Here is a 23,410-nt window from a genome sequence, read left to right on the forward strand (position 1 = left end):
GCGGTCTGCACGACCGCGACGGACGACACGGGAGCAGGCCTTGGCCCCTTCAGCACGGACGACCAGGCACATCTTCGTCACCGGGGGGGTCGCCTCCTCGCTGGGTAAGGGCCTCACCGCCTCCAGCCTCGGCAACCTCCTCACCGCGCGCGGCCTGCGCGTGGTCATGCAGAAGCTCGACCCCTACCTCAACGTCGACCCCGGGACGATGAACCCGTTCCAGCACGGCGAGGTCTTCGTCACCGAGGACGGCGCCGAGACCGACCTCGACGTCGGCCACTACGAGCGGTTCCTCGACCGGGACCTGTCCGGCAAGGCGAACGTCACCACCGGGCAGATCTACTCGGCCGTGATAGCCAAGGAGCGGCGCGGCGAGTACCTGGGGGACACCGTCCAGGTCATCCCGCACATCACCAACGAGATCAAGTCGCGCATCCTGGGCATGGCCGACCCGGACCCCGACGGTCAGGTCCCCGACGTGGTGATCACCGAGGTCGGTGGCACCGTCGGGGACATCGAGTCGCTGCCGTTCCTCGAGTCGATCCGGCAGATCCGCCACGACCTCGGCCGGGACAACTGCTTCTACCTGCACGTCTCGCTGGTGCCGTACCTGGCGCCGTCCGGCGAGCTGAAGACCAAGCCCACCCAGCACTCGGTCGCGCAGCTGCGCAGCATCGGCATCCAGCCGGACGCGCTGGTGCTGCGCTGCGACCGCGACATCCCGGACAAGGTCAAGCAGAAGCTCTCGCTCTACTGCGACGTGGACCTGGAGGCGGTGACCGCCGCACCGGACGCGCCGAGCATCTACGACATTCCCAAGGTGCTGCACCGCGAGGGCCTCGACGCGTACGTGGTGCGCCGGCTCGGCCTCTCCTTCCGGGACGTGGACTGGACGAGCTGGGACGACCTGCTGGAGCGCGTGCACCAGCCCCGGCACACCGTCACCGTCGCCCTCGTCGGCAAGTACGTGGACCTGCCCGACGCGTACCTGTCGGTCAGCGAGGCGATCCGCGCCGCCGGCTTCGGCCACCGGGCCCGGGTGCAGCTGCGCTGGGTGCCCAGCGACGAGTGCGTCACCCCGGCCGGCGCCGCGGCCGCCCTGGCCGGTGTCGACGGTGTCGTCATCCCGGGCGGCTTCGGCGTCCGCGGCATCGAGGGCAAGATCGGCACCGCCCGGTACGCCCGCGAGAACGGCATCCCGCTGCTCGGCCTCTGTCTCGGGCTGCAGTGCATGACCATCGACGTGGCCCGGCACCTGGCCGGGCTCGACGGCGCGAACTCGCTGGAGTTCGACGAGGACGCCGCGCATCCGGTCATCGCCACGATGGCCGACCAGGAGGACATCGTCGCCGGCAAGGGCGACCTCGGCGGCACCATGCGGCTCGGGGCGTACCCGGCGGCGCTCACCGAGGGCTCCATCGTCGCCGAGGCGTACGGCAGCACGGAGGTCAGCGAGCGGCACCGGCACCGCTACGAGGTGAACAACGCCTACCGGGACGCGCTGACCAAGGCCGGCCTGACCATCTCCGGCACCTCGCCGGACGGCCGGCTGGTCGAGTTCGTCGAGCTGGACCGGGAGCTGCATCCGTTCTTCGTGGCCACCCAGGCGCATCCGGAGCTGAAGAGCCGGCCGACCCGGCCGCACCCGCTGTTCGCGTCGTTCGTGAAGGCGGCCATCGCGTACTCGGAGGCCGACCAGCTCCCGGTCGACCTGGACGGGGCGTCGGCGGCCGAGAAGGCCGACCGCAACGGGGGCACGGCGGCGGCGAAGGCGGCGTCGGCCACGTGAGCGAGCTCTGCGAGCGAGCCGTCCGGCAGGGCAGCGTGGCGGCGTGAGCGCGGTCGAGCACCGGTACGAGGTGCGGTCGCGCACCGAACGCTACCGGGGCCGGATCTTCGAGGTGGTCAGCGACGAGGTGACCATGCCCGGTGGCGGCACCGCCGTGCGCGACCACATCCGGCACGTCGGCGCGGTGGCCGTGGTGGCGCTGGACGACGCCGGCCAGGTCGTGCTGATCCGGCAGTACCGGCACGCGGTCGGCCGGCACCTGTGGGAGCTGCCGGCCGGGTTGATGGACGTCGCCGGCGAGGACCCGGCGGTCACCGCCGGCCGGGAGCTGGCCGAGGAGGCCGACCTCACCGCCGGCCGGTTCGACGTGCTCGTCGACCTGCACAGCTCGCCCGGGTTCACCAACGAGCTGGTCCGCGTCTTCCTGGCCCGCGACCTGGCCGACGTGCCGGCCGAGCGGCGGCACGACCGCCACGAGGAGGAGGCCGACCTCCAGGTCGTCCGGATCGACCTGGACGAGGCGGTCGGCATGGTGCTGAACGGCGAGATCACCAACGCCTCGGCGGTGGCCGGGCTGCTCGCCGCGGCCCGGGCCCGCGAGGTCGGCTGGTCGGCGCTGCGCCGGGCGGACGCGCCGCTGCCGCGCTGAGCCGGGCGTACGTGCGAAGGGGCCGCGCGGTGTGAACCGCGCGGCCCCTTCCGTCGGGTCGGGCGGGGTCAGTCGCGCAGGGGCCGGCCCTGTCCGTCGACGCCACCGTTGATCAGGATCAGGATGCCGTCGATGAAGCCCCAGATCCCGCCGATGCCGCACGTCACCAGGGTGACGACGAGCTGGAGCACACCGGTCTTGGTGTGGCCCATGTAGAACCGGCCGACGCCGAAGCTACCGAGCACGATGCCGAGGATGCCCGCGACAACCTTGCTCTTGTCGGAAACGCCCGTCGGGTACCCGGGCTGGTAAGGAGGAGTGGTCATGGGGCGACACAATAGTGATCGACATGCCTCCTGTCCCCAGCGGGCCCCGTCCGGTGGGACGATAATGGGCAACACTGTCCTGACGGCTGAGGCGGTCTCAGACCGCCGGCCAGGCCGGCGCCCGACACATCGTCAGCGGGAGCGGTCACCGCATGTCACTGTGCTGCCCCGCCGGCCGCGACGGCGCGCCTAGACTGCCGCCGGCGGGACCGGTGGACCGCGGCGGCAATGGGGCCGTCGTGGCGCCGAGCAGTCGGGGCGTACCGCCCCGGAGGAAGGTGATTCCATCGTGAAGGTCGGAATCCCACGCGAGGTCAAGAACCACGAGTACCGGGTGGCGATCACGCCCGCGGGCATCAACGAGTTCGTCCGCGCCGGTCACCAGGTCTTCGTCGAGTCGGGGGCCGGGGTCGGGTCCAGCATCAGCGACGACGACTTCGCCGCCGCCGGCGCGAAGGTCCTCGCCAGCGCGGACGAGGTGTGGGACACCGCCGAGCTGGTGCTCAAGGTCAAGGAGCCGGTCGCCGAGGAGCACCACCGGATGCGCGAGGGGCAGGTGCTCTTCACCTACCTGCATCTGGCCGCCTCCAAGGAGTGCACCGACGCGCTGCTCGACCGCAGGGTCACCGGCATCGCGTACGAGACGGTCGAGCTGCCCGACCGGTCACTGCCCCTGCTCGCCCCGATGTCCGAAGTGGCCGGCCGGCTCGCCCCGCAGGTCGGGGCGTACCACCTGCAGGCGCAGGGCGGCGGGCGCGGCATCCTCATGGGCGGCGTCTCCGGCGTGTACGCGGCGAAGACCGTGGTCATCGGCGCCGGCGTGTCCGGCATGAACGCCGCCGCCATCGCGCTCGGCCTCCAGGCCGAGGTGCTGCTGCTGGACATGAACGTGGCCCGGCTGCGCCAGGCCGACGCCATCTACCGGGGCCACCTGCAGACGGTCGCCTCCAACGCGTACGAGGTCGAGCGCGCCGTGCTCGACGCGGACCTGGTCATCGGCGCGGTGCTGGTGCCCGGCGCGAAGGCCCCGACGCTGATCTCCAACGAGATGGTGTCCCGGATGAAGCCGGGCAGCGTGCTGGTCGACATCTCCATCGACCAGGGTGGCTGCTTCGAGGACTCGCGCCCCACCACCCACGCCGACCCGACCTACCGGGTCCACGGGTCCATCTTCTACTGCGTGGCGAACATGCCCGGCGCCGTGCCGCACACCAGCACGTACGCGCTGACCAACGTCACCCTGCCGTACGCGCTGGAGCTGGCCAACCACGGCTGGCGGGAGGCGCTGCGCCGGGACTCGGCGCTCGCGCTGGGCCTCAACACCCACGACGGCCAGGTCGTCTACGGCCCGGTCGCCGAGGCGCACGGCATGAGCACCCTGCCCCTGGCCGAGGTGCTGGGCTGACCAGCGACACCCGGACCGCCACGGCGCACGGGGACGGCACGACCACCGAGCCCGCGCCGGCCCTGCGCCGTGCCGTCCGCGGCTACCTCGACCACCTCACCGTCGAGCGTGGACTGTCCACCAACACGCTCGCCTCGTACCGCCGCGATTTGGAGCGCTACCTCGGCACCCTCGCGTCGGCCGGGGTGACCGACCTGGCGGCGGTCGGGCCGGGCCAGGTCGAGACGCACCTCGCCCGGCTGCGCGCCGGCGACGACGGGCACCCGCCGCTCGCGGCCTCCTCCGCCGCGCGGGCCGCCAGCGCCGTACGCGGCCTGCACCGCTTCGCGCTGCGGGAGGGACTGACCGGGGCGGACCCGAGCCGCGACGTCCGCCCGCCCGCGCCGCCGCGCCGGCTGCCGCGCGCCCTGCCCGTCGACGACGTGGTCCGGCTCCTGGAGACCGCCGGGCCGGTCACCGCCACCGGCGACGACGCGCCGCTCGCGCTGCGCGACCGGGCGCTGCTGGAGTTCCTGTACGGCACCGGTGCGCGCATCTCCGAGACGGTCGGCGCCGTCGTCGACGACCTCGACACCGACGACGGCGCGGTGCTGCTGCGCGGCAAGGGCGGGCGCACCCGGCTCGTGCCGATCGGCGGGTACGCCGTCGAGGCGCTGCGCGCGTACCTGGTCCGGGCCCGGCCGGGCCTCGCCGCCGGCGGCCGGGGCACCCCGGCGGTCTTCCTCAACGCCCGCGGCGGCGCGCTGTCCCGGCAGGGGGCGTGGACGATCCTGCGCCGCGCCGCCCAGCGGGCCGGGCTGCCGGTCGACGGGCCGGGGGCGGTCTCCCCGCACACGCTGCGCCACTCGTACGCCACCCACCTGCTCGACGGCGGCGCCGACGTACGCGTGGTGCAGGAACTCCTCGGCCACGCGTCGGTCACCACCACGCAGGTCTACACGCTGGTCACCGTCGAGCGGCTGCGCGAGATCTACGCCACCGCCCATCCCCGGGCGCAGGGCTGAGCGACCGGCCGCCGACACGCCGGACCGGTGCCGAACGGCCTGCTCGTCGGTGGCGTACAGTCGGGTTCGACGCGGACCTGGTGGGGCGACGCGGACCAGGATGCGCGGCGGCGCCGCGAAGGGACGGCGGTCGGCTCCGACGCCGGGTGGTCGTCGGGAGGGGGCAACGAGGACATGGCAGGCAACGGTGACCGTGCCGAGACCTGGACGTCTGAGCTCCGCGAGCAACAGGCCACGCTCGGCGCGGATCTCGGCCCCGCCGACCCGGCTGCGTACACGATGCGCAAGCCGATCCCCGAGCCCATGCCGACCGACCGGCACGGTCCGGCCCGCATCATCGCGATGGCCAACCAGAAAGGTGGCGTCGGCAAGACCACCACGACCATCAACCTGGGTGCCGCCCTGGCCGAGTACGGCCGCCGGGTGCTGCTGGTCGACTTCGACCCGCAGGGCGCCCTGTCGGTCGGCCTGGGGGTCAACCCGCACAACCTCGACCTGTCGGTCTACAACCTGCTGATGCAGGACGACGTCACCTGCGACGACGTCCTCATCAAGACCGACGTGGCCGGGCTGCACCTGCTCCCGGCCAACATCGACCTCTCCGCCGCCGAGATCCAGCTGGTCAACGAGGTCGCCCGCGAGATGGCCCTGGCGCGGGTGCTCAAGTCGATCCGCAAGGAGTACGACTTCATCCTGATCGACTGCCAGCCCTCGCTGGGCCTGCTGGCGATCAACGCGCTGACCGTCTCCCACGGCGTGCTCATCCCGCTGGAGTGCGAGTTCTTCAGCCTCCGCGGCGTGGCGCTGCTGCTGGACACCATCGACAAGGTGCGTGAGCGGCTCAACTTCGACCTGGAGCTCGAGGGCATCCTCGCCACCATGTACGACAGCCGCACCACCCACTGCCGGCAGGTGCTGCAGCGGGTGGTGGAGGCGTTCGGCGACAAGGTCTACCAGACGGTCATCACCAAGACGGTGAAGTTCCCCGAGTCCACCGTCGCCGGGGCGCCGATCACCACCCTGGACCCGGCCTCCTCCGGCGCGCGCAACTACCGCCAGCTCGCCCGCGAGGTGATCGCCGCGCAGGCGGAGCGCTAGGCCGAACGCGGCCGGCCCGGCCCGTGGACTACGGTTCTCCGGTGACCGCACCACCCCTCGAACCGCCCGCGCCGCACGGCGCCGGTGACCCGGTGGCCGCCGCCGAGCTGGCCGCCGAGGTCGACGGCGTGGTGCCCGCCGACGCCGGCACCGTCGAGGAGGCCAGCGGCTTCACCGTCCGGCTGGCCAACTTCACCGGCCCGTTCGACCTGCTGCTGCAGCTGATCAGCAAGCACAAGCTGGACGTCACCGAGGTGGCCCTGCACCGGGTGACCGACGAGTTCATCGCCTACATCCGGGCCATGGGCGACCAGTGGGACCTCGACGAGACCAGCGAGTTCCTGCTCATTGCCGCGACCCTGCTGGACCTGAAGGCGGCTCGGCTGCTGCCCGCCGCCGAGGTCGAGGACGAGGACGATCTCGCCCTGCTGGAGGCGCGGGACCTGCTCTTCGCCCGGCTCCTGCAGTACAAGGCGTACAAGGAGGCCGCCGCCCACATCGGGGCGCTGGAGGAGACCGGCGGGCGGCGCCACCCCCGGGCGGTCACCCTCGAGCCCCGGTACGCGCAGGCCCTGCCCGACCTGGTGCTCGGCATCGGCCCGGAGCGGCTGCGGGACCTCGCCGTGCGGGCGTTCACTCCGAGGCCGGCGCCCGAGGTGTCCATCGCCCACGTGCACCTGGTCCGGGTCAGCGTGCGGGAACACGCGACGATCATCAGCGACCGGCTGCGCCGGGCCGGCACCGCGACGTTCGCCGGGCTCTGCGTGGACTGCGAGGCCACCCTGGAGCTGGTGGCCCGCTTCCTCGCGCTGCTGGAGCTGTACCGGGAGGGCCTGGTCGCGTTCGTCCAGGAGCAGGCCCTGGAGGAGCTGACCGTACGCTGGACCGGCCCCGCCGACGGCGGCCCCGACCTGGACATCGACGAGTACGCCGGGGCGGCGGGGGACGGGACGGGACCGACGGAGGAACGAGCGCGATGAGCGAAGAGGAGCGCCGGGATTCGCTGGCCGACCAGGCCGCCGCCTGGATCCCCCCGTGGGAACGCCGCCTGCAACCACCCGCCGAGCCGGTCGCCGAGCCGGTCGCTGAGCTGGCGGCCGAGCCGGCCGCCGGGCCGGTCGCCGAAGACCTTGGCGAGAACCCGCCTCCGCAGGGGCCGGAACCTTCCGCGGTCTCCGGCGAGGCCGCGCCCGCCGACGAGAACACCGCCGCCGACGAGGCGACGGTCGGCGCGGGGGAGGCCCCGGGAGAGCAACAGCGGCCGGGCGGGGACGCCGGGGGGCCGCTCGCGCCGACCGGCGAGGTCGGCGAGCCGGCGCAGGGCGGGGAGGCTGCCCGCGTATCGGAGAAGACACCGCGACCCCGGCGGCGGGTGCCGGTCGCGCCGGTGCCGGCGCCGGTCCTCGACGACGCGGAGCTGCGCGGCGCGCTGGAGGCGATCCTGCTGGTGGTGGACGAGCCGGTGCCCGAGGCGACCCTCGCCGACGTGCTGGAGCAGCCGGCCGAGCGGATCGCGGCGATGCTGCGCGAGATCGCCGCCGGCTACACCGCCGGCGGGCACGGTTTCGAGCTGCGCCGGGCGGCCGGTGGCTGGCGGCTCTACACCCGGCCGGAATACGCCGGGTACGTGGAGCGGTTCGTACTGGACGGGCAGTCGGTGCGGCTGACCCAGGCGGCGCTGGAGACCCTGGCGGTGGTCGCCTACAAGCAGCCGGTGACCCGCTCGCGGATCTCCGCCATCCGCGGGGTCAACTGCGACGGCGTGATCCGCACCCTGGTCTCCCGGGGCCTGGTGGAGGAGTGCGGCACCGAGACGGAGAGCGGCGCGCACCTCTACCGCACCACCACCCTGTTCCTCGAGAAGCTCGGGCTGGACAGCGTCGCCGACCTGCCACCGCTCGCCCCGTTCCTGCCCGACGACGTGGAAGACCTTGCCGATGCCTCGCGATGACCGTGCCCCGAAGCCCGATGCTTCCGTCTACACCGGCCCCGAACGCCTGCAGAAGGTGCTCGCCGCCGCGGGCGTCGGCTCCCGGCGGGCCTGCGAGGACCTGATCTTCCGCCGCCGGGTGACGGTGAACGGCCGGGTCGCGCAGCTCGGCGACCGGGCCGACCCGACCCGCGACGTCATCCACGTCGACGGGCAGCGCCTCCAGGTCGACACCCGGCTGGTCTACCTCGCCATGAACAAGCCCCGCGGGGTGGTCTCCACGATGGCCGACGAGAAGGGGCGCACGGCGCTCGCCGACCTTCTCGGCAACCGGGTGGAGCAGCGGGTCTACCACGTCGGGCGGCTCGACGCGGACAGCGAGGGCCTGCTGCTGCTCACCAACGACGGGACCCTCGCCCACCGGCTCATGCACCCCTCCTACGGGGTGCCGAAGACCTACCTGTGCCAGGTCAGCGGGCCGATCCCGCGGACGCTGGGCAAGCGCCTCGCGGCGGGCGTCGAGCTGGAGGACGGCCCCGTGACGGTCGACTCCTTCCGGGTGGTGGACACTCTGGGCAAGACCGCCCAGGTGGAGGTGACCCTGCACGAAGGGCGCAAGCATGTCGTGCGGCGCCTGCTCGCCGAGGTCGGACACCCGGTGTCGCGGCTGGTGCGTACCTCGATCGGGCCGATCCGGCTCGGTGACCTGCGCGCCGGGCGCACCCGCCGGCTGACCAACGCGGAGGTCGCCGCTCTGTTCAAGGCCGTCGGCGACTGACGCCGACGGTGGCGGGTACCGCTGCCGGTAGGCTGCCCTGCGGCCCGGAGGGCGTGGTCCGCGCCGCGTCCGGGCATCATTGAGAACGTGTGTGGTTTCCGCTCGCGGGCCTGATCCCGTGAGGTACGGACTGAGGAGGACGACGGTGGAGGAAGAGGTACGGACCGGGCGCTGCGTGGTCGCTGTGGACGGGCCGTCCGGTTCGGGCAAGTCCACCGTCTCCCGGCGGCTAGCGATCGCCCTGGGCGCCCGCTACCTGGACACCGGGGCGATGTACCGGGCGATCACCTGGGCGGTGCTGCGCTCCGGAGTCGACCTGACCGACGCCTCCGCGGTGGCCAAGGTGGCGGGGGAGACCGACCTGCGCATCGGCACCGACCCCCAGGGGTACGCGGTGACCGCCGACGGCGCGAACGTCGAGGTGGAGATCCGCGGGCCCGAGGTGACCGGCGCGGTCTCCGCCGTGGCCGCCGTGCCCGCGGTCCGCGCGCTGCTCGTCGCCCGCCAGCGGGAACTGATCGCCGCCGCCGGCCGGATCGTGGTCGAGGGCCGCGACATCGGCTCGGTGGTCGCGCCCGACGCCGACCTGAAGGTCTACCTGACCGCCTCCGAGGCGGCCCGGGCCGCCCGGCGCAGCGCCGAGGACGCCGCCGACGTGGCTCTCACCGCCGCCGACCTGGCCCGGCGGGACCGGTTGGACTCGACCCGCAAGGCCGACCCGTTGACCCAGGCGCCGGACGCCGTCGTGCTGGACACGACCGAGCTGGGCATCGACGAGGTCGTGGCGCGGCTGCGGGGCCTGCTGACCGAGCGGGGCGTGGCGTGAACGAGCGAACCATCAATGCGGTGGCGTCTCCCGCCGTCGGCGAGCGAAGTGAGGCGACGGCATGAGTGAGACCAACGGCTGGGTGGAGCTGCACGAGCCGGACCTCGACGTCGAGGAACCAACCGGCCCGCAGCCGGTGGTGGCCGTGGTCGGTCGCCCCAACGTGGGCAAGTCGACCCTGGTCAACCGTCTGATCGGCCGCCGCCAGGCGGTCGTGGAGGACATCCCCGGGGTGACCCGCGACCGCGTCCCGTACGACGCGCAGTGGAACGGGCGACAGTTCACCGTCGTGGACACCGGCGGCTGGGAACCGGACGCCAAGGACCGGGCCGCCGCCATCGCCGCGCAGGCGGAGACGGCGGTCGCCACGGCCGACGTGGTGCTGTTCGTGGTCGACGCGATGGTCGGCTCCACCGACGTCGACGAGGCGGCGGTGAAGATGCTGCGCCGCAGCGCCAAGCCGGTGATCCTGGTGGCGAACAAGGCCGACAACAACTCGATCGAGATGGAGGCGACGTCACTCTGGTCGCTCGGTCTCGGCGAGCCGCACCCGGTCTCCGCCCTGCACGGCCGCGGCTCCGGCGAACTGCTCGACGCCATCATGGACAAGCTGCCGGAGGCGCCGAGGATCGTCGAGGGCCGTCCGCGCGGCCCGCGGCGGGTCGCCCTCGTGGGCCGGCCGAACGTCGGCAAGTCCAGCCTGCTCAACCGCTTCTCCGGCGAGGAGCGGGCGGTCGTCGACTCGGTCGCCGGCACCACCGTCGACCCGGTGGACAGCCTGGTCGAGATCGGCGGTGAGACCTGGCAGCTGGTCGACACCGCCGGCCTGCGCAAGCGGGTCGGCAAGGCCAGCGGCACCGAGTACTACGCCAGCCTGCGCACCGCGTCCGCGATCGAGGCCGCCGAGGTGGCCGTGGTCCTGCTCGACGCCGGCGAGGTCATCAGCGAACAGGACCAGCGGATCCTGTCGATGGTCACCGACGCCGGCCGGGCGCTGGTGATCGCCTTCAACAAGTGGGACCTGGTCGACGCCGACCGGCGGTACTACCTCGACAAGGAGATCGAGCGGGAGTTGCGCCGGATTCCCTGGGCGATCCGGCTGAACCTGTCCGCGAAGACCGGGCGCGCCGTGGACAAGCTCGCCCCGGCGTTGCGCAAGGCGCTCGCCAGCTGGGAGACGCGGGTACCGACCGCGCAGCTCAACGCCTGGCTGACCGCCCTCGTGCAGGCCACCCCGCACCCGGTGCGCGGCGGCCGGGCGCCGAAGATCCTCTTCGCCACCCAGGCCGGCGTGGCCCCGCCGCGCTTCGTGCTGTTCACGACGGGGCCGTTGGACGCGGGGTACCAGCGCTTCGTCGAGCGCAAGCTCCGCGAGGAGTTCGGCTTCGAGGGCAGTCCGATCGAGATTTCGGTACGCCCCCGCAAGAAGCTCGGCCCTGGCGGGCGCGGCAAGGCACACGGCTGACGCCTCTCGCCTCCCGGGGTAGTGGCCGCAGGCCGGGTGGGGCGGATGCGGACGGCGGAAAGATCCTGCGGTAAGCTGTACCGGCTGTCGCGGGAGCATCGCGCGAGAGCATCGGGACGTGGCGCAGTTTGGTAGCGCACTTGACTGGGGGTCAAGGGGTCGTCGGTTCAAATCCGGCCGTCCCGACGCAGCTCAGAGGGCATATCCGATTGACGGATGTGCCCTCTTGTCGTAGCTGGGCGTCTAACTGGGGTGACTATCCGTCAGCGTCGACACGGTAGCGCCGGGAGTAGTCGAGGTTCGGGGGCCGGCAGCCAGCCGAGGCGCGGCGGCCGTCGCACCGCCGCTCCGTGGGAGTCACCGCGGCGCGGAGGGTGCGGGGCCGCCCCTCCGACATCGAGGGTGCTTCGCATCGCTATGCGACGGCCGGATCAGTGCGGCCGCCGGTTACGACTACCGAGGGTACCGGCGGCCAGACCTTCGCCCGGTGTTCACCGGGAACCGCGGCGCAGATCGGCCACCTCAGCTGACGGGGTGAAGCCGGCCGAGGCGTAGGTAGCTGCGGCGCCGACGTTGGAACTCTCCACGCACACACTCGCGCTGGACGAACCCATGTCGCGAAGGGCCGCAGCGGCGGCAAGCGTGATCGCCGTGCCGTAACCACAACCTCGGTGACTGCGGTGGACGCCCATCGGTTCCAGCAGTCCCGGCCGCCCCGGGCCGGCTGACCACACGGCCGCCACTGCCACGGCCTCGCCGTTCTCGTCGAATGCGGCGAGGCAGCGTGCGTCACCATAGAACGGGCCACCAACCATGGCGAGCCAACGGCCGACCGTGCGGCGTCGGTCGGCATCGGTGAAGGGCGACCCGCGGAACGCGGACCAGTGGACGGCGACCCACACCTCGGCGCGATCGGGCTCGATTGTCTCTACGCGCAGACCGCAGTCCTCCACCGGGTCCGAGAGACTGCGGTGGAACGTCGTCCACGGTTCATCCCGCTCCCAACCCCGCTTCAGCAGCAACTGGGTGAGGAACTCCGCACCTCGGGCTTCGACGGTGGCGCCGTCGGGAGCCAGGACACCGCGCGCCGGATCGTCCAGATCAGCGGCGAGCTGGCGGGCCAGTGCCTCGTCATCACGCCAGTTGGGAGCGACGGCCATGCGCACCAGTTCGGGGACGTCCAGCAGCCCGATCGCGAGAACCTCCCCGTCGTGCGACCACATCCGGATGGCAGCGGCCGTAGCCTCGGCACCACGTGACGAGTGCCAGCCGAGATCGCCGGAGTGCAGATGCAGCGGTCCTCCGTCGTACTGCCATCCCTTGAGCGCGTCCACCACCTGTGACAGCTCATCAACGATCGGGGTGCTCAGAATGATGCTCATGGTGCACCCAAACCCAAGGAGGGGCCTGGCGCCATCGCTTTTGTAGGGAGCCGGCACTCTCGTCACGGTTCGCCGAATGTCTTGCGAACTGCCTGGCCGAGGGATCGCCCACGGTGGCAGGGTGGGCCGTCCGCAGCACTGCCCGCGTAGGGTCTCGCCATGCACGCCGGAGGACCGCTGAGGGACCGGCGTGACGGATTCGGCTAGGGCAGGTCGTCGGTGAGGGCATAGCGGCGCATCCGGACGGCCTCGCCGTTCGGGCCGGTCCACGCAGCGGTGGTCGTGTCGGTGTGCCGCCAGCCCGTGCGCTCGTAGAGGGCGATGGCGGAGGATGATCGCTCCTGGTCGACGATCTCCAGGACGAGCGGGAGTCCGTGCTCGGCGGCCCATTGCCGGACGTGGCTCAGGAGCTGCATTCCGGCCGCGAGCCCACGAGCCGCCGGTGCGACGAACAGGCGGCTGACCTCGGCCGGGGGTATCGAGGCAGAGTCGGTGGCGAAGCAGACGCGGTGAACGGCGACATGGCCCAGGATGGAGCCGCGTTCCGCCTCCGCTACCCATGCGTGCAGCGCGATCGGTGGCGACAACCAGCGTTCCGGATCGGCCGGCCAGTTCAGCGGGTAGCGATCGAGACGATGCACCTCCCTGAGCACGGCGACGCACTGTGGCAGGTCGGCCGCCGTACGGTCGCGGATCCGGATGCCGTTCATGGTCAGATTGTCGCTCCTGTCATGACACCGACGCCGGTCGGGAAAGGCTGAGCACCGCCCTCGGCCGGCAGGTGGCATCGGTCGTCGCAGCCGGACCTTGTTCCGCGCCGGCCCCGGTGCCGCCGGGTGACTGCTCACCACCACCACCACCGGCGACGACCCGACCGTGCTGAGGTGTTGACATACCATCGATGAGGTCGATGCTTGCAGCAGTGCGAGCTTGCCTGCCCGCCATTATGAGAGGGGCGCAATGCCAGTCCTGCTGGGCGCCACGACCGCCCGAAGATCGCTCGCCTGGGGCGTAGTTGTCATCGCCGTGACCGCGAGCGCTTACGTTGCAGGCGCCGTACCATCACCAGCCCGGGTGACGGTGGACCATTGCTACGTCACCTACGACAGCCTGGAAAGGCAGCACAGCCGGTGCGTGGGCCACTGGAACCGCGCAGGCTTCGACGTTTCAGGACCGGTCCACGGCGTCCCCGTCGACACGCGATGGCAAGCCCTCAGCATCGATCCCGACGACAATTACGAATGGGAGGTGGCTGTCCCCGATTCGTCCCGTCGGCACGACGGCCTGACGCTCTTCACGTACGGCTGGGTCGTCCCGCGGTTCGGCCAGCTCCTACTGGCGGCACTCGCTGCGGCGGTCTTGGCCGTTTGCGGCTTTCTCATCGCGAATCGGCTGCGGCGGCGACGAACGTCTGTCAGCCCCGGTCCGGAGAAGCAGCCGGCCGACTCCTGAGCGCGAGGCCGGCTTGCGGGCACGCCAGGCGTGCGGGCCACCCCTGCGCGAGTGGCCCGCACGGTCGGTCAGCCTGTCCAGGAGGTGATGACCCGGAAGGTCGCGCCCCCGGTGAAGCCGGCGTCGCGCCAGGAGTCCATTGTTGAATAGATGAGGCTCAACGGCGCGTAGTTGTTCTGCTCACCGTTGTAACAGGCCCCGGACCGGGACTGGCGACCGCCATTGAGGATGCCGTATGCCGTATGGTCGACCTGGCTGAACAGCGGCCCGCCGCTGTCTCCTGGCCGTGCGCAGACATCCGTGACGATGCCACCATCGAAGCCGATAACGCGTCCGCATCGGGTGCCGACAAGGTAGTCGTCACCCGCACCCGAATCATAGGACTCGGGGTAGTTCTTCACGTCGGATGCTGATCCGGTCGCGCAGACGATCCAACCGGCCTTGATCTCAGCCATCGTGTGGTACCCGTTGAGGTAATGGTTGTACGACGTCGCCTGAACACCGCACGGCGTGTCCTGGTTGCTGTCCCATCCACCGTTTCGGCAGTACTTGAGGACCTTGTTGCGCCCCTCGTGGTTCTCGAGCCAGGCGACCGACTGGGTGCCGTCGATGTAGCTCAGGAACGCGAAATCGTAGGGGTATGCGTTGTTTTCCATGTAGTAGCCACCGGCGACGCCATGTTGGTTCAGGATGTTGTATCCGTTGTGATGGATCTTGTAGTTGTTGGTTTTCCCGACGACACAGTGGCCGGCGGTGAGAACCCAACCCCAGCCGCTCACGGAACCTCCGGTGGTGCGCACGTTGAAACCGGCGGTGCAGCCTCCCCACGTTCCATTGTCTCGGCGGATGTTCAACCGGAGCCCGCCACGCATGCCGCCGTAGCCGGCCTTGCAGTACAGGGGGTGGCAATAGCCCCAGTCGACGTACGGCGTGTACATGGGTGTCGGCTCGGAAAGGCTGCGACGTTCGACGGGGATCGCAGCCTTCGCGACGGCGGAGTTTGCGTTGGCACGCTCGGCCGCGACTGAGTTTGCCTGCTTCGCCAGAGCGGAGGCGCCCGGGGACCGAGGGCCAGACTTCGCCGCCCAGGTACCCCTTTCTTTTTGGTCGGCAACCCAGTCCCGCTCGAGCAGGACGACGGAGTTGCGCTTCTCGTCGATCATTGTCAAGAAGATCGACGACGGGCCTTCGCCAATCTTCTGGGAGATTCCCTTCCGCGCATTCTCTAGCTGGCTCCGGGAATGCGCAACGGTCCGAGTCTTGACATGCGCCCGATCCGGCATGGCGAGAATGTAGGGTTGGGCGTCCGTCGGTCGTGTCATTGACACAACGAGCTCGCCGCCATTCTCGTGATCCATGTGCATGCCGCCGTACGACTCCGGCTCCTGCGCGGTGAGCATGGCGTCCAGCTGTTGGGCGTCATTTTGCAATTCCAGACGGCGAAGCGCCTCGGCCTCCGAGACACCGAACGTCTCCATCAGGTATTGCATCGATTCGCGCACCACAGCCGGGTCCAGCGACGTGTGGAAGGAGGGAACCGCAGCAACAGCCGGGGCAGAGGTGAACGGCAGGATGCTTACCCCGACGCAAAGTGCCATGATCGAAGCGACGCGGCGAACAGCCGGACGATTCAACCTCCGGGTACCTGGCGAGTGGTCGAATCTTCGTTGAAAATGCATGGTTCTCCCCATTGAGTGGTCGTGCGGGACGGGCGAGCACGCGGCGTCGCGCCCCCATCACGGCGGATAGTGAGCGGGACGATAGCCTTCGATAAACTTGGATGTTGTCCCACGCGACCTATCGGACTTAGTCGAATTTTGACCTTGATCAGGTTCGGGGACGTTGGTCGGGAAATGTGGCGGTAGTCCGCAGAGAGAGGCCTTGGGGTGGTCTGCCGCGGGCAGCCGTCAACGGATTCGCCCTTGCCATAGGGGCGCGGACTCCGGTGGACTGGTCGGTGCGTCGTCATGTCGAGACCGTCACCCACATCGAACGCGAGATCGCCGCGGGCACTCCGGGCGCTGCAGCCGCCCTGGTCGCCGAGCACAGGCGGCTAGCCGACGATCTCGTGACTCCGAATTTCAGCGCGAAACCTACCCGGGCCTGGCAGCTCGCCGGCGGCGTACCCGCGTGGAACCGCGTGGCCGCCCTAGCCAATCCGGCGTGGGCGAAAGAACATCGTTGACCGCTGCGGTCGGTTTCTCCGCCGGGTAGTTCGACGCATGCACGGCCAGCGTCGTACGGCTGCCTTCAGGCTGTCGACGACGGATCTCCATCGCATCTGGTCGGACCCGACCGGTGCTGCGCGGCGAGAACGTGCCTTTGCGCCGGCCGCCCGTTACGCCGTCAGGACCCGGTGCAGGTCGCGGACGGCGTCGAAGGCCCGGTTGGCCTCCCCGGCACCGGCGTCCTGCCACAGGTCGCGCCATTCGGAGTCCGCGTCCATGATCCGGTCAAGGGCCCTGACCGCGAGGAACGCCAGGTCGTCGGGCAGTTCGAGCCGGCCGCCGTCGCGGAGGAAGTCCGGCGCGTACGGGGAGGTGATCGGCTGCCCGCCGGGCTGCTGCGCGGCCACGATCGCGGCGGCGGCGATCGCCTCGCACGCGATGTCGGCGTCGAGGTAGCCGTCCTCGTCGGCGGCGCGGTTCAGCGCCTCGCGAATCAGGATCGGGCGCTTGGCATCGTCGGCGTCGTCGAGATCGCCACACCAGTCAGCGGCGGTGTCATTGTCGAACGGCCCGCTGTCCCAGGTTCCCATTGAGCCTCCCAAGATCGGTTGCGCGGCATACTCGCACCTGCCACCGACAGGACTCCGCCGACAGGCTTCACGGACCGGAGATGGCTATCGTGCCGGGGTGGCGATCAACGGGTCGGGACGGAGGTCGGGGACGGCGCCGGCCGGGTTGTAGCGCCCCCTGATCAGTACCAGGTGTGGTGGCGGTCGGCGGCGCCGCGCAGCCTGCTCAACCGGTCGATCAACCGGCGAGCTGGTCGCGGCGGCGGGCGAGGTAGGCCCGCTCCGCGGGGTTGCCGGCGAGATCGATGGCCCGGTCGTACGCCGCCCGCGCCTCGCCGCTGCGCCCGAGCCGCCGCAGCAGGTCGGCGCGCGCGGCGTGGAAGGCGTGGTAGCCGCCAAGGACCTCGGCGAGCCGGTCGATCTCGGCGAGCCCGACTTCGGGGCCGTCGACTTCGGCGACCGCGACCGCCCGGTTGAGCCGCACGATCGGCGAAGGATCGAGCAGCACCATGCGGTCGTAGAGGGCGACGATGGTGGACCAGTCGGTGTCGTGGGCGGACGGGGCATCCATGTGGACGGCGTTGACCGCGGCCTGCAGCTGGTAGCGCCCGGCTGGGTCACCGCCGGTGGCCACCGCCTTGATCCGCTCGCGAATCAGGGCGGTGCCCTCGGCGATGAGGCTGCGATCCCAGGCGCCGCGGTCCTGCTCGCCGAGGGTCACCAGCTCTCCGGTGCGGGACACGCGCGCCGTCCGTCGGGCGTCGGTGAGGAGCATCAGGGCGAGCAGGCCGGCCACCTCGCCGTCGTCCGGGAGGAGCGTCCGGAGCAGGCGGCCGAGGCGGATCGCCTCGTCGGTGAGGTCGGCGCGCACGGGGTTGTTCCCCGCGCTGGCGAGATAGCCCTCGTTGAACACGAGGTAGACGACCGCGAGCACGCCGGCGAGCCGCTGCCGGATGTCGTCGGCCGAGGGCACCCGGTACGGGATGTGGGCAGCTTTGATCTTCGCCTTGGCGCGGGTGATCCGTCGCGCCATGGTGGTCTCCGGCACCAGAAAGGCACGGGCGATCTCGGCGACGGTGAGGCCGCCGAGCAGGCGCAAAGTGAGCGCCACCCGGACCTCCAACGCGAGCGCGGGGTGGCAGCAGGTGAAGATCAATCTGAGTCGGTCGTCCTCGACCGGGCCGGTCGGCTCAGCAGGGGTGTCGTCGTACATGATCCAGGCCGCCTGGTGCTTGGCGTCGCGCTGCGATTCGCGACGGAGCCGGTCGATCGCCTTGCGGGTCGCGGTGGTGGCGAGCCATCCGCCGGGGTTGGGCGGTACGCCCTCGCGCGGCCACCGCTCGGCAGCCGTTACGAACGCGTCGGCCGTTGCTTCCTCGGCGACGTCGAGGTCGCCGAAACGGCGCGCGAGGCCGGCGACCAGGCGCGCCCACTCCTCATGGTGGACCCGGATGATCGCCTGTTCGACGGTGGGTTCGGTCACGGCGCTGGAAGCGTTCGAACGGATTCCTCGGTGCGGAACGGACGCACCTCGACCGTGCTGCGGCACGTTCTCGACCCCTCGGTGGCAAGGGCCAGGGCCACGTCCAGGTCGGCCGCCTCGATGACCCAGAAGCCGCCGAGGTGCTCCGTCGTCTCCAGGTGGGGCCCGTCGGTGAAGGTCGGTTTCCCGCCCTGCCCGTTGACGGTGGTGGCGGTCGTCGGGGGCGCCAGGACATCGCCGAAGACGAGGTGACCGTCCCGCTGGAGCCTCTCGTTGAAGGCGCCGGTGTCGGCGAACGCCGGCGGTGCGGCCTCCTGGGAGGGGTCGGTGCCGAACTCGGTGTGCTCGGCCGGGCCGTAGACGGACAGCAGGTATCTCGGCACCGCGCTCACCTCTCTCCGGGGCCGTTGCGCCGGGTCTGCCCGGGACCTCGGAACCGGTGCACCTCCTGCGGCCAGTCGGGCACGGTCGCGAGCCGGGCGGCCCAGTATCGCGCCGCCGCGTCGTCGGTCACGTCCACCACGGCGAAGCCGCCGAGGTGCTCCTTGGTCTCGACGTACGGGCCGTCGGTGAAGACGGGCCGGCCGTCGACCGGCTCGACACTGCACACGGCGGTGGACCGGTCGAGGCCGCCGTTGGTGAAGATCAGGACGCCGTCGGCCTGCATCTCCTCGATCACGGCCCGGGCGGCCGTGGCCTTCTTCCGCAACTCCTCCGCCGTGTGTTCGGGCACCCACTCGTCGTTGAAGGTGATCAGGTACTCCGTCATGGTCGTCTCCTCTCGGGCCCCCGGGCGAGGGTCCTTCCCGGCTCCTCGGGTGCGGCGGTCCGGCCGGCCGCCGCACTGGTTCCACGAGCGGCTGCGCCCTGATACGACAGCATGCGGGAAATGTCCTTCCGTCGGTGGAGCCGGGTCGGGGCCGGGCGGGGCCGTGGCGACGACGGCTGACCCCGCCTCTATGGTGGGCCGACGGCGTCTGTCAAGCAGTTCCAGGTCACCTTCGACGGTGCGGAACCCGAGCGCGTCGCTCGGTTCTGGTGCGAGGTGTTGGGGTACGTCGTACCGCCGCCCCCGGAGGGGTTCAGGGGCGAGTTCGATCGTGCGCTGCCGCCGGAGCATCAGGGTGCGGCGTTCGCCTGCGTTGATCCCACAGGTGTCGGCCCGCGACTGTTCTTCCAGCGCGTTCCCGAAGGCAAGGTCGTCAAGAACCGCCTGCATCTTGATGTGCGCGTCGGCACCGGGCTGGTGGGTGACGAGCGTCTGGCCGTGCTTGAGGCCGAATGCGCACGGCTGGTCGCGCTCGGCGCGGTGCGCGTGCGCCTACTGCCCGCCGATGACGTCAACGAGTCGTGCCTCGTCATGCAGGACGTCGAAGGCAACGAGTTCTGCCTCGCCTGAGCGGCCGCGAACGCGGTGCGGCGATCCGCGCACCTGGCGTCATCGTCTCGCGCCGACCCGGTCGCGGTCCGGACGTGCCGGGATCGGTACTGGTTCCGGCGCGCGTGTCTGTGCTGGAGTGGCCTGGTGGATGCCGTGGACCTGGCCCGACGCTTCGCTCTCGGCGGGACCGCGAGGCTGTCGGACGGGCCCGTCGCGCGGGGCCGGCAGGGTGCCGTGTGGCGGCTGGAGACGGCGGACGGGTGCTGGGCGGTGAAGGCGCCGTTTCACCGGTGCGGTGAGGACGACGTGCGGTTGGCGACCGCGTTCCAGGAAGCGGCCCACGCCGCCGGCGTACCGACGCCGCGGGTGCGGCGCACCACGGAGGGAAGCGTCTTCGCCACCGTGGAAGGCAGACCGGTCAGGATGTACGAGTGGGTCGACCTGAAGGCCCCCGACCACCGTCTCGACCCGGCGGTGGTGGGTGCGGTCGTGGCCGCCATCCACCGCGTACCGCTCACCGAGCCCGGCCCGCTGGATGCTTGGTATCACGAACCGGTGGGCGCCGAGCGCTGGGACCGCCTGGTCCAGCAGCTGGCGGAAGCGGAGGCGCCGTTCGCCGGCCGGTTGGCGGAGCTGCGTGACGAGCTGGTGGCCGTGGAGTCCTGGATCCAGCCGCCCCAGGTCCTGCGGACCTGCCACCGCGATCTGTGGGCCGACAACGTCCTGCCGACCGCGGACGGCGGAGTGTGCGTCATCGACTGGGAGAACAGCGGCCCGGCCGACCCGAGCCAGGAGCTCGGGTGTGTGCTCTTCGAGTTCGCCCGCGCCGATGCGGGTCGGGCCCGCGCCCTGATCGACGCCTACCGGGAGTCCGGCGGACCGGCGACGGTGCGTCGGCGCGGTCACTTCTCGATGCTCATCGCGCAACTGGGACACATCACCGAGATCGCCGCCCGCGACTGGCTGACGCCGAACGTCCGCTCTCCGCAGCGCACCGACTCCGCCGCGTGGATCGGTGAGCTCCTTGACGAGCCGCACACGCGGGCGGTGTTGGAGCGCGCTTGTTGGCGGCGGTGTGACGCCACGCCGCCGTGGCGGTGTTCGTGGCGGGACGGTCAACCGGCCCGGGTGCGAAGGCCCCGGGTCAGGGTGGGGATCATCACCGCCGCGGCGACGAGGTGCAGCCCGACGAGGGCGACGGTGGTGGCGGCCGTTGCCGCGTAGAGGACGGGCGGGAGCATCGAGATCGCGGTCAGGGACACCGCCGTCCACCGGAATCGCTCGGCGGGGCGGGCGCTCCACCGGAGCAGAGCGACGGCGATGACGATGCCCACGAGCGAGAAGAAGCCGGTCACCACGGCGAACCCGCCCAACGGGATGGACTCGCCGCTGTCGACGGCGAAGTCGACGCCAAGGGCTTGGGCAAGCGCAGCGGCGAGGGTGGTGGCCACGATCGCCGCGAGCGTGGCGATGAGGCCGGTGGCGGCGAGTCCGCGGAATCGGTGGGTGTGGCTGGTCCGGCCCGATGCCGGGGCGGCGATGACCCCGGCGTCGTTCGTGCTGTTCATGTCGGTCCTCCATCTGGATGGCTGGCGTACGGGGCGTGTTGACTGCTGTGTCACGGTCCTGAAGCTGGGCGTGACGATGCGCACCCGCGCCGTGCGACGGCCGGGATTCCGCAGGGCGCGGACGCCGGTGCCGCGGAGCCAGAACCCGGCACCGCGTCCGAGGACCGGCCCGGGCTGGCCGTCGCGCAGCTCCAGCTGCACCCGCCCGTGGGTGACGACGCCGAATGCGTCGCGCCACTGCGCCGCGACCACGGCGACGCGCGCGCCGCCGCGCAGCGCGAGCGTCCGCACCGGGACTACTCGGTGCCGTCCGGGGGCAGGCGCTCCGGCAGCCCGAGCCGCGGGAACTGGTCGTCGTGGAAGATGACGATCTCGGTGATCGCCCCGCCGGTGATGCGCAGGACGTCGATCGTCAGCGGCAGGTACGCGTCCGCCCGCTCCCGCCACAGGTAGAACGCGACGGCGGGCTGCCGGTTCACGGTGGTGGGAACGGCACGCAGACCCGTCATGCCCTCGAAGCCGTCCTCGATCCAGTTGTCCACCACCGCGTCGCGGCCGACCTGCAGGCCCGGTGTGGGCGGCATCGAGCACCGGACGTCGTCGCGCAGCATCGAGGTGAGCGTGGGGATGTCGGTTGCCACGCTGGCGTCGGTGAAGCGGCGCACCAGATCGCGCGTGCCGGCGTCCTCCTCGCCGCCGGTCCAGTCCTGCCGCTCGGCGGGCAGGTGCTCCCGCATGCCGGCGCGGGCCCGCTGCAATGCGCTGTTCACCGAGTTGACGGAGTCCCCGAGCAGCTCCGCGACATCCTTCGCCGGCCAGCCCAGCACGTCCCGCAGGATCAGCACGGCCCGCGGGCGCGGCGCCAGGTGCTGAACCGCGATCAGGTACGCCAACTCGATCGTCTCCCGCGCGACGGCCACGGCCTCCGGCTCGTCCGCGTCGCCCGCGGGCAGTTCGTCGAGCAGCCGGTCCGGGTAGGGCTGCAGCCACCGCACCTCGCCCCCGGTCGCCGGCTCCGGGCGGACCTTGGCGAGCAGGTCCAGGCAGGCGTTGGTGGCGATCCGGTACAGCCAGGCCCGGAACGTCGACCGCCCCTCGAAGGTCTCCCTTCGCCGCCAGGCCCGCAGGAACGTCTCCTGCACGGTGTCCTCGGCGTCCTCGAACGAGCCGAGCATCCGGTAGCAGTGCACGTGCAGCTCGCGCCGGTGCCGCTCCGCCAGCCCCGCGAACGCCGTCTCGTCGACCTCGCCCAGACCGCCCACGCCCAGTTCCTCCAGCCGCGTGTCCGTACTCATCTGGTCATCCTTCCGCCTCGTCGGGTCCCGTCGTAGATGTGACGGGTGCGGGCGCGACAACTCATCACTCGGGTCGGTCGGCATGGTCGATCCACCGGCGGATCCGGCTGTCGGAGCCCGACGCGCGGTACGGCCGGGGGTGCGCGGGCACGAGGCCCCGGAGCGATGGCGACGCCCAGCTCGCCGACCCGGTGCTGCCCCTCGATGCCGGGGAGCATGGCAAAAACGGGTGACCTCGCCAGCCCGTCCGCCCTACGGTGTGACCCGGACCGTCTTCGCCGACCCGCTCACGAGAGGACCTCACCCCGCGTGACGCCGCCTGCTCTCTAGACCTGACACGTTCCCCGCGCACCGGTCGCCGACGTCGCCGTCGGCTCCTTCCCGTGCCTTCCGTCACGTCCTGAGAGAGATCATGTCTACGCGTCCTCATACCGTGCTGTCCTGGGCCGTTCGACGCACGCGCCCTTCCCCGCTTCCGTTGCGCTGCGTGCGCTGCCATGCCGGCCTCGCCGGCACCGGCGACGGGACATTCCGCATCGATGCCAACGGCGAACCCCTCGGCGCCTGGCTGCCAGACTCCTACGCGTCCTGCGTCCGGCCCAGCCGGATCACCGTTCACGATCGCGCGCCGGTGAAGTGCCTGGAGGCGAGCCCTCCGGGCGGCTACTCCGGCAACTCGTCCCGCCGTGGGCCTGAGCCGGGGCGAGCGGCGCAGTGGCCTTGCCTCGGGCCGCATCAGGCGAGCGTCCGCGCACGGTCGCAGCTGCGCGAACGAAGGTCAGGGTTGGCCCGGTACCGGCGACGACGGTGAACGTCGGGGGTGCCGGAGCTGCCAACGGGCG

General features: G+C 71.4%; 22 protein-coding genes, 1 tRNA gene and 2 pseudogenes. 15 read left to right on the forward strand and 10 right to left on the reverse strand.

Features of this window, described 5'->3' with window-relative positions; all coding sequences use genetic code 11:
- Positions 1 to 40 precede the first annotated feature (40 nt).
- Together pyrG and EV376_RS16475 are read left to right on the forward strand one after the other, a co-directional pair.
- Positions 41 to 1,789, forward strand: a complete 1,749-nt coding sequence (gene pyrG, locus EV376_RS16470; RefSeq protein ID WP_130324243.1) for a CTP synthase — start codon at positions 41 to 43, stop codon at positions 1,787 to 1,789.
- Positions 1,790 to 1,832: 43 nt separating this feature from the next.
- Positions 1,833 to 2,438, forward strand: coding sequence for an NUDIX hydrolase (locus EV376_RS16475; protein WP_130324245.1), 606 nt, complete (start codon positions 1,833 to 1,835; stop codon positions 2,436 to 2,438).
- A gap of 68 nt (positions 2,439 to 2,506) precedes the next feature.
- On the opposite strand, the gene EV376_RS16480 is transcribed toward EV376_RS16475, so the two are convergent.
- Positions 2,507 to 2,764, reverse strand: a complete 258-nt coding sequence (locus tag EV376_RS16480; RefSeq protein ID WP_130324247.1) for a TM2 domain-containing protein — start codon at positions 2,762 to 2,764, stop codon at positions 2,507 to 2,509.
- Between the two features lie 289 nt (positions 2,765 to 3,053).
- Here EV376_RS16480 and ald point away from each other — a divergent pair, with 289 nt between their 5' ends.
- The 9 genes and pseudogenes from ald (at position 3,054) to EV376_RS16525 (ending at position 11,456) form a co-directional block, all read left to right on the forward strand.
- Positions 3,054 to 4,169, forward strand: a complete 1,116-nt coding sequence (gene ald / locus EV376_RS16485) for an alanine dehydrogenase (protein WP_130324249.1) — start codon at positions 3,054 to 3,056, stop codon at positions 4,167 to 4,169.
- Complete coding sequence (locus tag EV376_RS16490) at positions 4,166 to 5,173, forward strand: site-specific tyrosine recombinase XerD (protein WP_130328693.1); 1,008 nt, start codon at positions 4,166 to 4,168, stop codon at positions 5,171 to 5,173. Before ald ends, EV376_RS16490 begins: the two co-directional genes overlap by 4 nt.
- A gap of 174 nt (positions 5,174 to 5,347) precedes the next feature.
- Positions 5,348 to 6,271, forward strand: coding sequence for a ParA family protein (locus tag EV376_RS16495; protein WP_130324251.1), 924 nt, complete (start codon positions 5,348 to 5,350; stop codon positions 6,269 to 6,271).
- A 41-nt stretch (positions 6,272 to 6,312) separates the two neighbouring features.
- A pseudogene (locus EV376_RS16500) lies at positions 6,313 to 7,230 on the forward strand (segregation and condensation protein A); the annotation flags it as partial.
- A 17-nt stretch (positions 7,231 to 7,247) separates the two neighbouring features.
- Complete coding sequence (scpB, locus tag EV376_RS16505) at positions 7,248 to 8,222, forward strand: SMC-Scp complex subunit ScpB (protein WP_130324255.1); 975 nt, start codon at positions 7,248 to 7,250, stop codon at positions 8,220 to 8,222.
- Entirely contained in the window at positions 8,209 to 8,979 is a 771-nt protein-coding gene (locus EV376_RS16510) for a pseudouridine synthase (protein ID WP_130324257.1), read from the forward strand. Before scpB ends, EV376_RS16510 begins: the two co-directional genes overlap by 14 nt.
- Positions 8,980 to 9,124: 145 nt before the next feature.
- The gene (gene cmk / locus EV376_RS16515; RefSeq protein WP_130324259.1) at positions 9,125 to 9,805 is read left to right on the forward strand and encodes a (d)CMP kinase; all 681 of its coding nucleotides are present in this window, start codon (positions 9,125 to 9,127) and stop codon (positions 9,803 to 9,805) included.
- 61 nt (positions 9,806 to 9,866) lie between these two features.
- Entirely contained in the window at positions 9,867 to 11,270 is a 1,404-nt protein-coding gene (gene der, locus EV376_RS16520) for a ribosome biogenesis GTPase Der (protein ID WP_130324261.1), read from the forward strand.
- Positions 11,271 to 11,382: 112 nt separating this feature from the next.
- Positions 11,383 to 11,456 (forward strand) — tRNA-Pro (locus EV376_RS16525).
- Positions 11,457 to 11,761: 305 nt separating this feature from the next.
- Here EV376_RS16525 and EV376_RS16530 read toward each other — a convergent pair.
- Together EV376_RS16530 and EV376_RS16535 are read right to left on the reverse strand one after the other, a co-directional pair.
- Entirely contained in the window at positions 11,762 to 12,652 is an 891-nt protein-coding gene (locus EV376_RS16530) for a GNAT family N-acetyltransferase (protein ID WP_130324263.1), read from the reverse strand.
- A 203-nt stretch (positions 12,653 to 12,855) separates the two neighbouring features.
- Positions 12,856 to 13,362: a GNAT family N-acetyltransferase gene (locus tag EV376_RS16535; RefSeq protein WP_130324265.1), complete on the reverse strand. Its 507-nt coding sequence runs from the start codon at positions 13,360 to 13,362 to the stop codon at positions 12,856 to 12,858.
- A 250-nt stretch (positions 13,363 to 13,612) separates the two neighbouring features.
- On the opposite strand from EV376_RS16535, the gene EV376_RS16540 reads away from it, so the two are divergent.
- Positions 13,613 to 14,104 (forward strand): hypothetical protein, encoded by a 492-nt coding sequence (locus EV376_RS16540; RefSeq protein ID WP_130324267.1) that lies wholly within the window; start codon positions 13,613 to 13,615, stop codon positions 14,102 to 14,104.
- Between the two features lie 68 nt (positions 14,105 to 14,172).
- Here EV376_RS16540 and EV376_RS16545 read toward each other — a convergent pair whose 3' ends face one another.
- Positions 14,173 to 15,702, reverse strand: a complete 1,530-nt coding sequence (locus EV376_RS16545) for a trypsin-like serine protease (RefSeq protein ID WP_207228178.1) — start codon at positions 15,700 to 15,702, stop codon at positions 14,173 to 14,175.
- 347 nt (positions 15,703 to 16,049) lie between these two features.
- Here EV376_RS16545 and EV376_RS16550 point away from each other — a divergent pair, with 347 nt between their 5' ends.
- Positions 16,050 to 16,289, forward strand: a complete 240-nt coding sequence (locus tag EV376_RS16550) for a hypothetical protein (protein ID WP_130324269.1) — start codon at positions 16,050 to 16,052, stop codon at positions 16,287 to 16,289.
- 153 nt (positions 16,290 to 16,442) lie between these two features.
- Here the strand turns inward: EV376_RS16550 and EV376_RS16555 are convergent, their stop codons facing one another.
- From EV376_RS16555 to EV376_RS16570, 4 genes are all read right to left on the reverse strand, one after another.
- A complete protein-coding gene (locus tag EV376_RS16555; protein WP_130324271.1) occupies positions 16,443 to 16,862 on the reverse strand; it encodes a DUF4259 domain-containing protein in 420 nt (139 codons plus the stop codon).
- Positions 16,863 to 17,079: 217 nt separating this feature from the next.
- Positions 17,080 to 18,324, reverse strand: coding sequence for a DUF6596 domain-containing protein (locus tag EV376_RS16560; protein WP_130324273.1), 1,245 nt, complete (start codon positions 18,322 to 18,324; stop codon positions 17,080 to 17,082).
- On the reverse strand, positions 18,321 to 18,707 hold the full coding sequence (locus EV376_RS16565; protein WP_130324275.1) for a YciI family protein: 387 nt from the start codon (positions 18,705 to 18,707) through the stop codon (positions 18,321 to 18,323). The genes EV376_RS16560 and EV376_RS16565 overlap by 4 nt, the downstream gene beginning before the upstream one ends.
- A gap of 5 nt (positions 18,708 to 18,712) precedes the next feature.
- Entirely contained in the window at positions 18,713 to 19,093 is a 381-nt protein-coding gene (locus EV376_RS16570) for a YciI family protein (protein ID WP_130324277.1), read from the reverse strand.
- A gap of 201 nt (positions 19,094 to 19,294) precedes the next feature.
- Here EV376_RS16570 and EV376_RS16575 point away from each other — a divergent pair.
- Positions 19,295 to 19,723: pseudogene (locus EV376_RS16575) on the forward strand (VOC family protein); the annotation flags it as partial.
- Between the two features lie 126 nt (positions 19,724 to 19,849).
- A complete protein-coding gene (locus EV376_RS16580; RefSeq protein WP_165438014.1) occupies positions 19,850 to 20,929 on the forward strand; it encodes an aminoglycoside phosphotransferase family protein in 1,080 nt (359 codons plus the stop codon).
- Here the strand turns inward: EV376_RS16580 and EV376_RS16585 are convergent.
- Complete coding sequence (locus EV376_RS16585) at positions 20,821 to 21,564, reverse strand: DUF6069 family protein (RefSeq protein WP_130324281.1); 744 nt, start codon at positions 21,562 to 21,564, stop codon at positions 20,821 to 20,823. The two genes, EV376_RS16580 and EV376_RS16585, sit on opposite strands and share 109 nt — an antisense overlap.
- Positions 21,565 to 21,569: 5 nt before the next feature.
- The gene (locus EV376_RS16590) at positions 21,570 to 22,568 is read right to left on the reverse strand and encodes an RNA polymerase subunit sigma-70 (RefSeq protein ID WP_130324283.1); all 999 of its coding nucleotides are present in this window, start codon (positions 22,566 to 22,568) and stop codon (positions 21,570 to 21,572) included.
- Between the last annotated feature and the right edge of the window lie 842 nt (positions 22,569 to 23,410).

The sequence above is a fragment of the Micromonospora sp. CNZ295 genome, assembly GCF_004217535.1.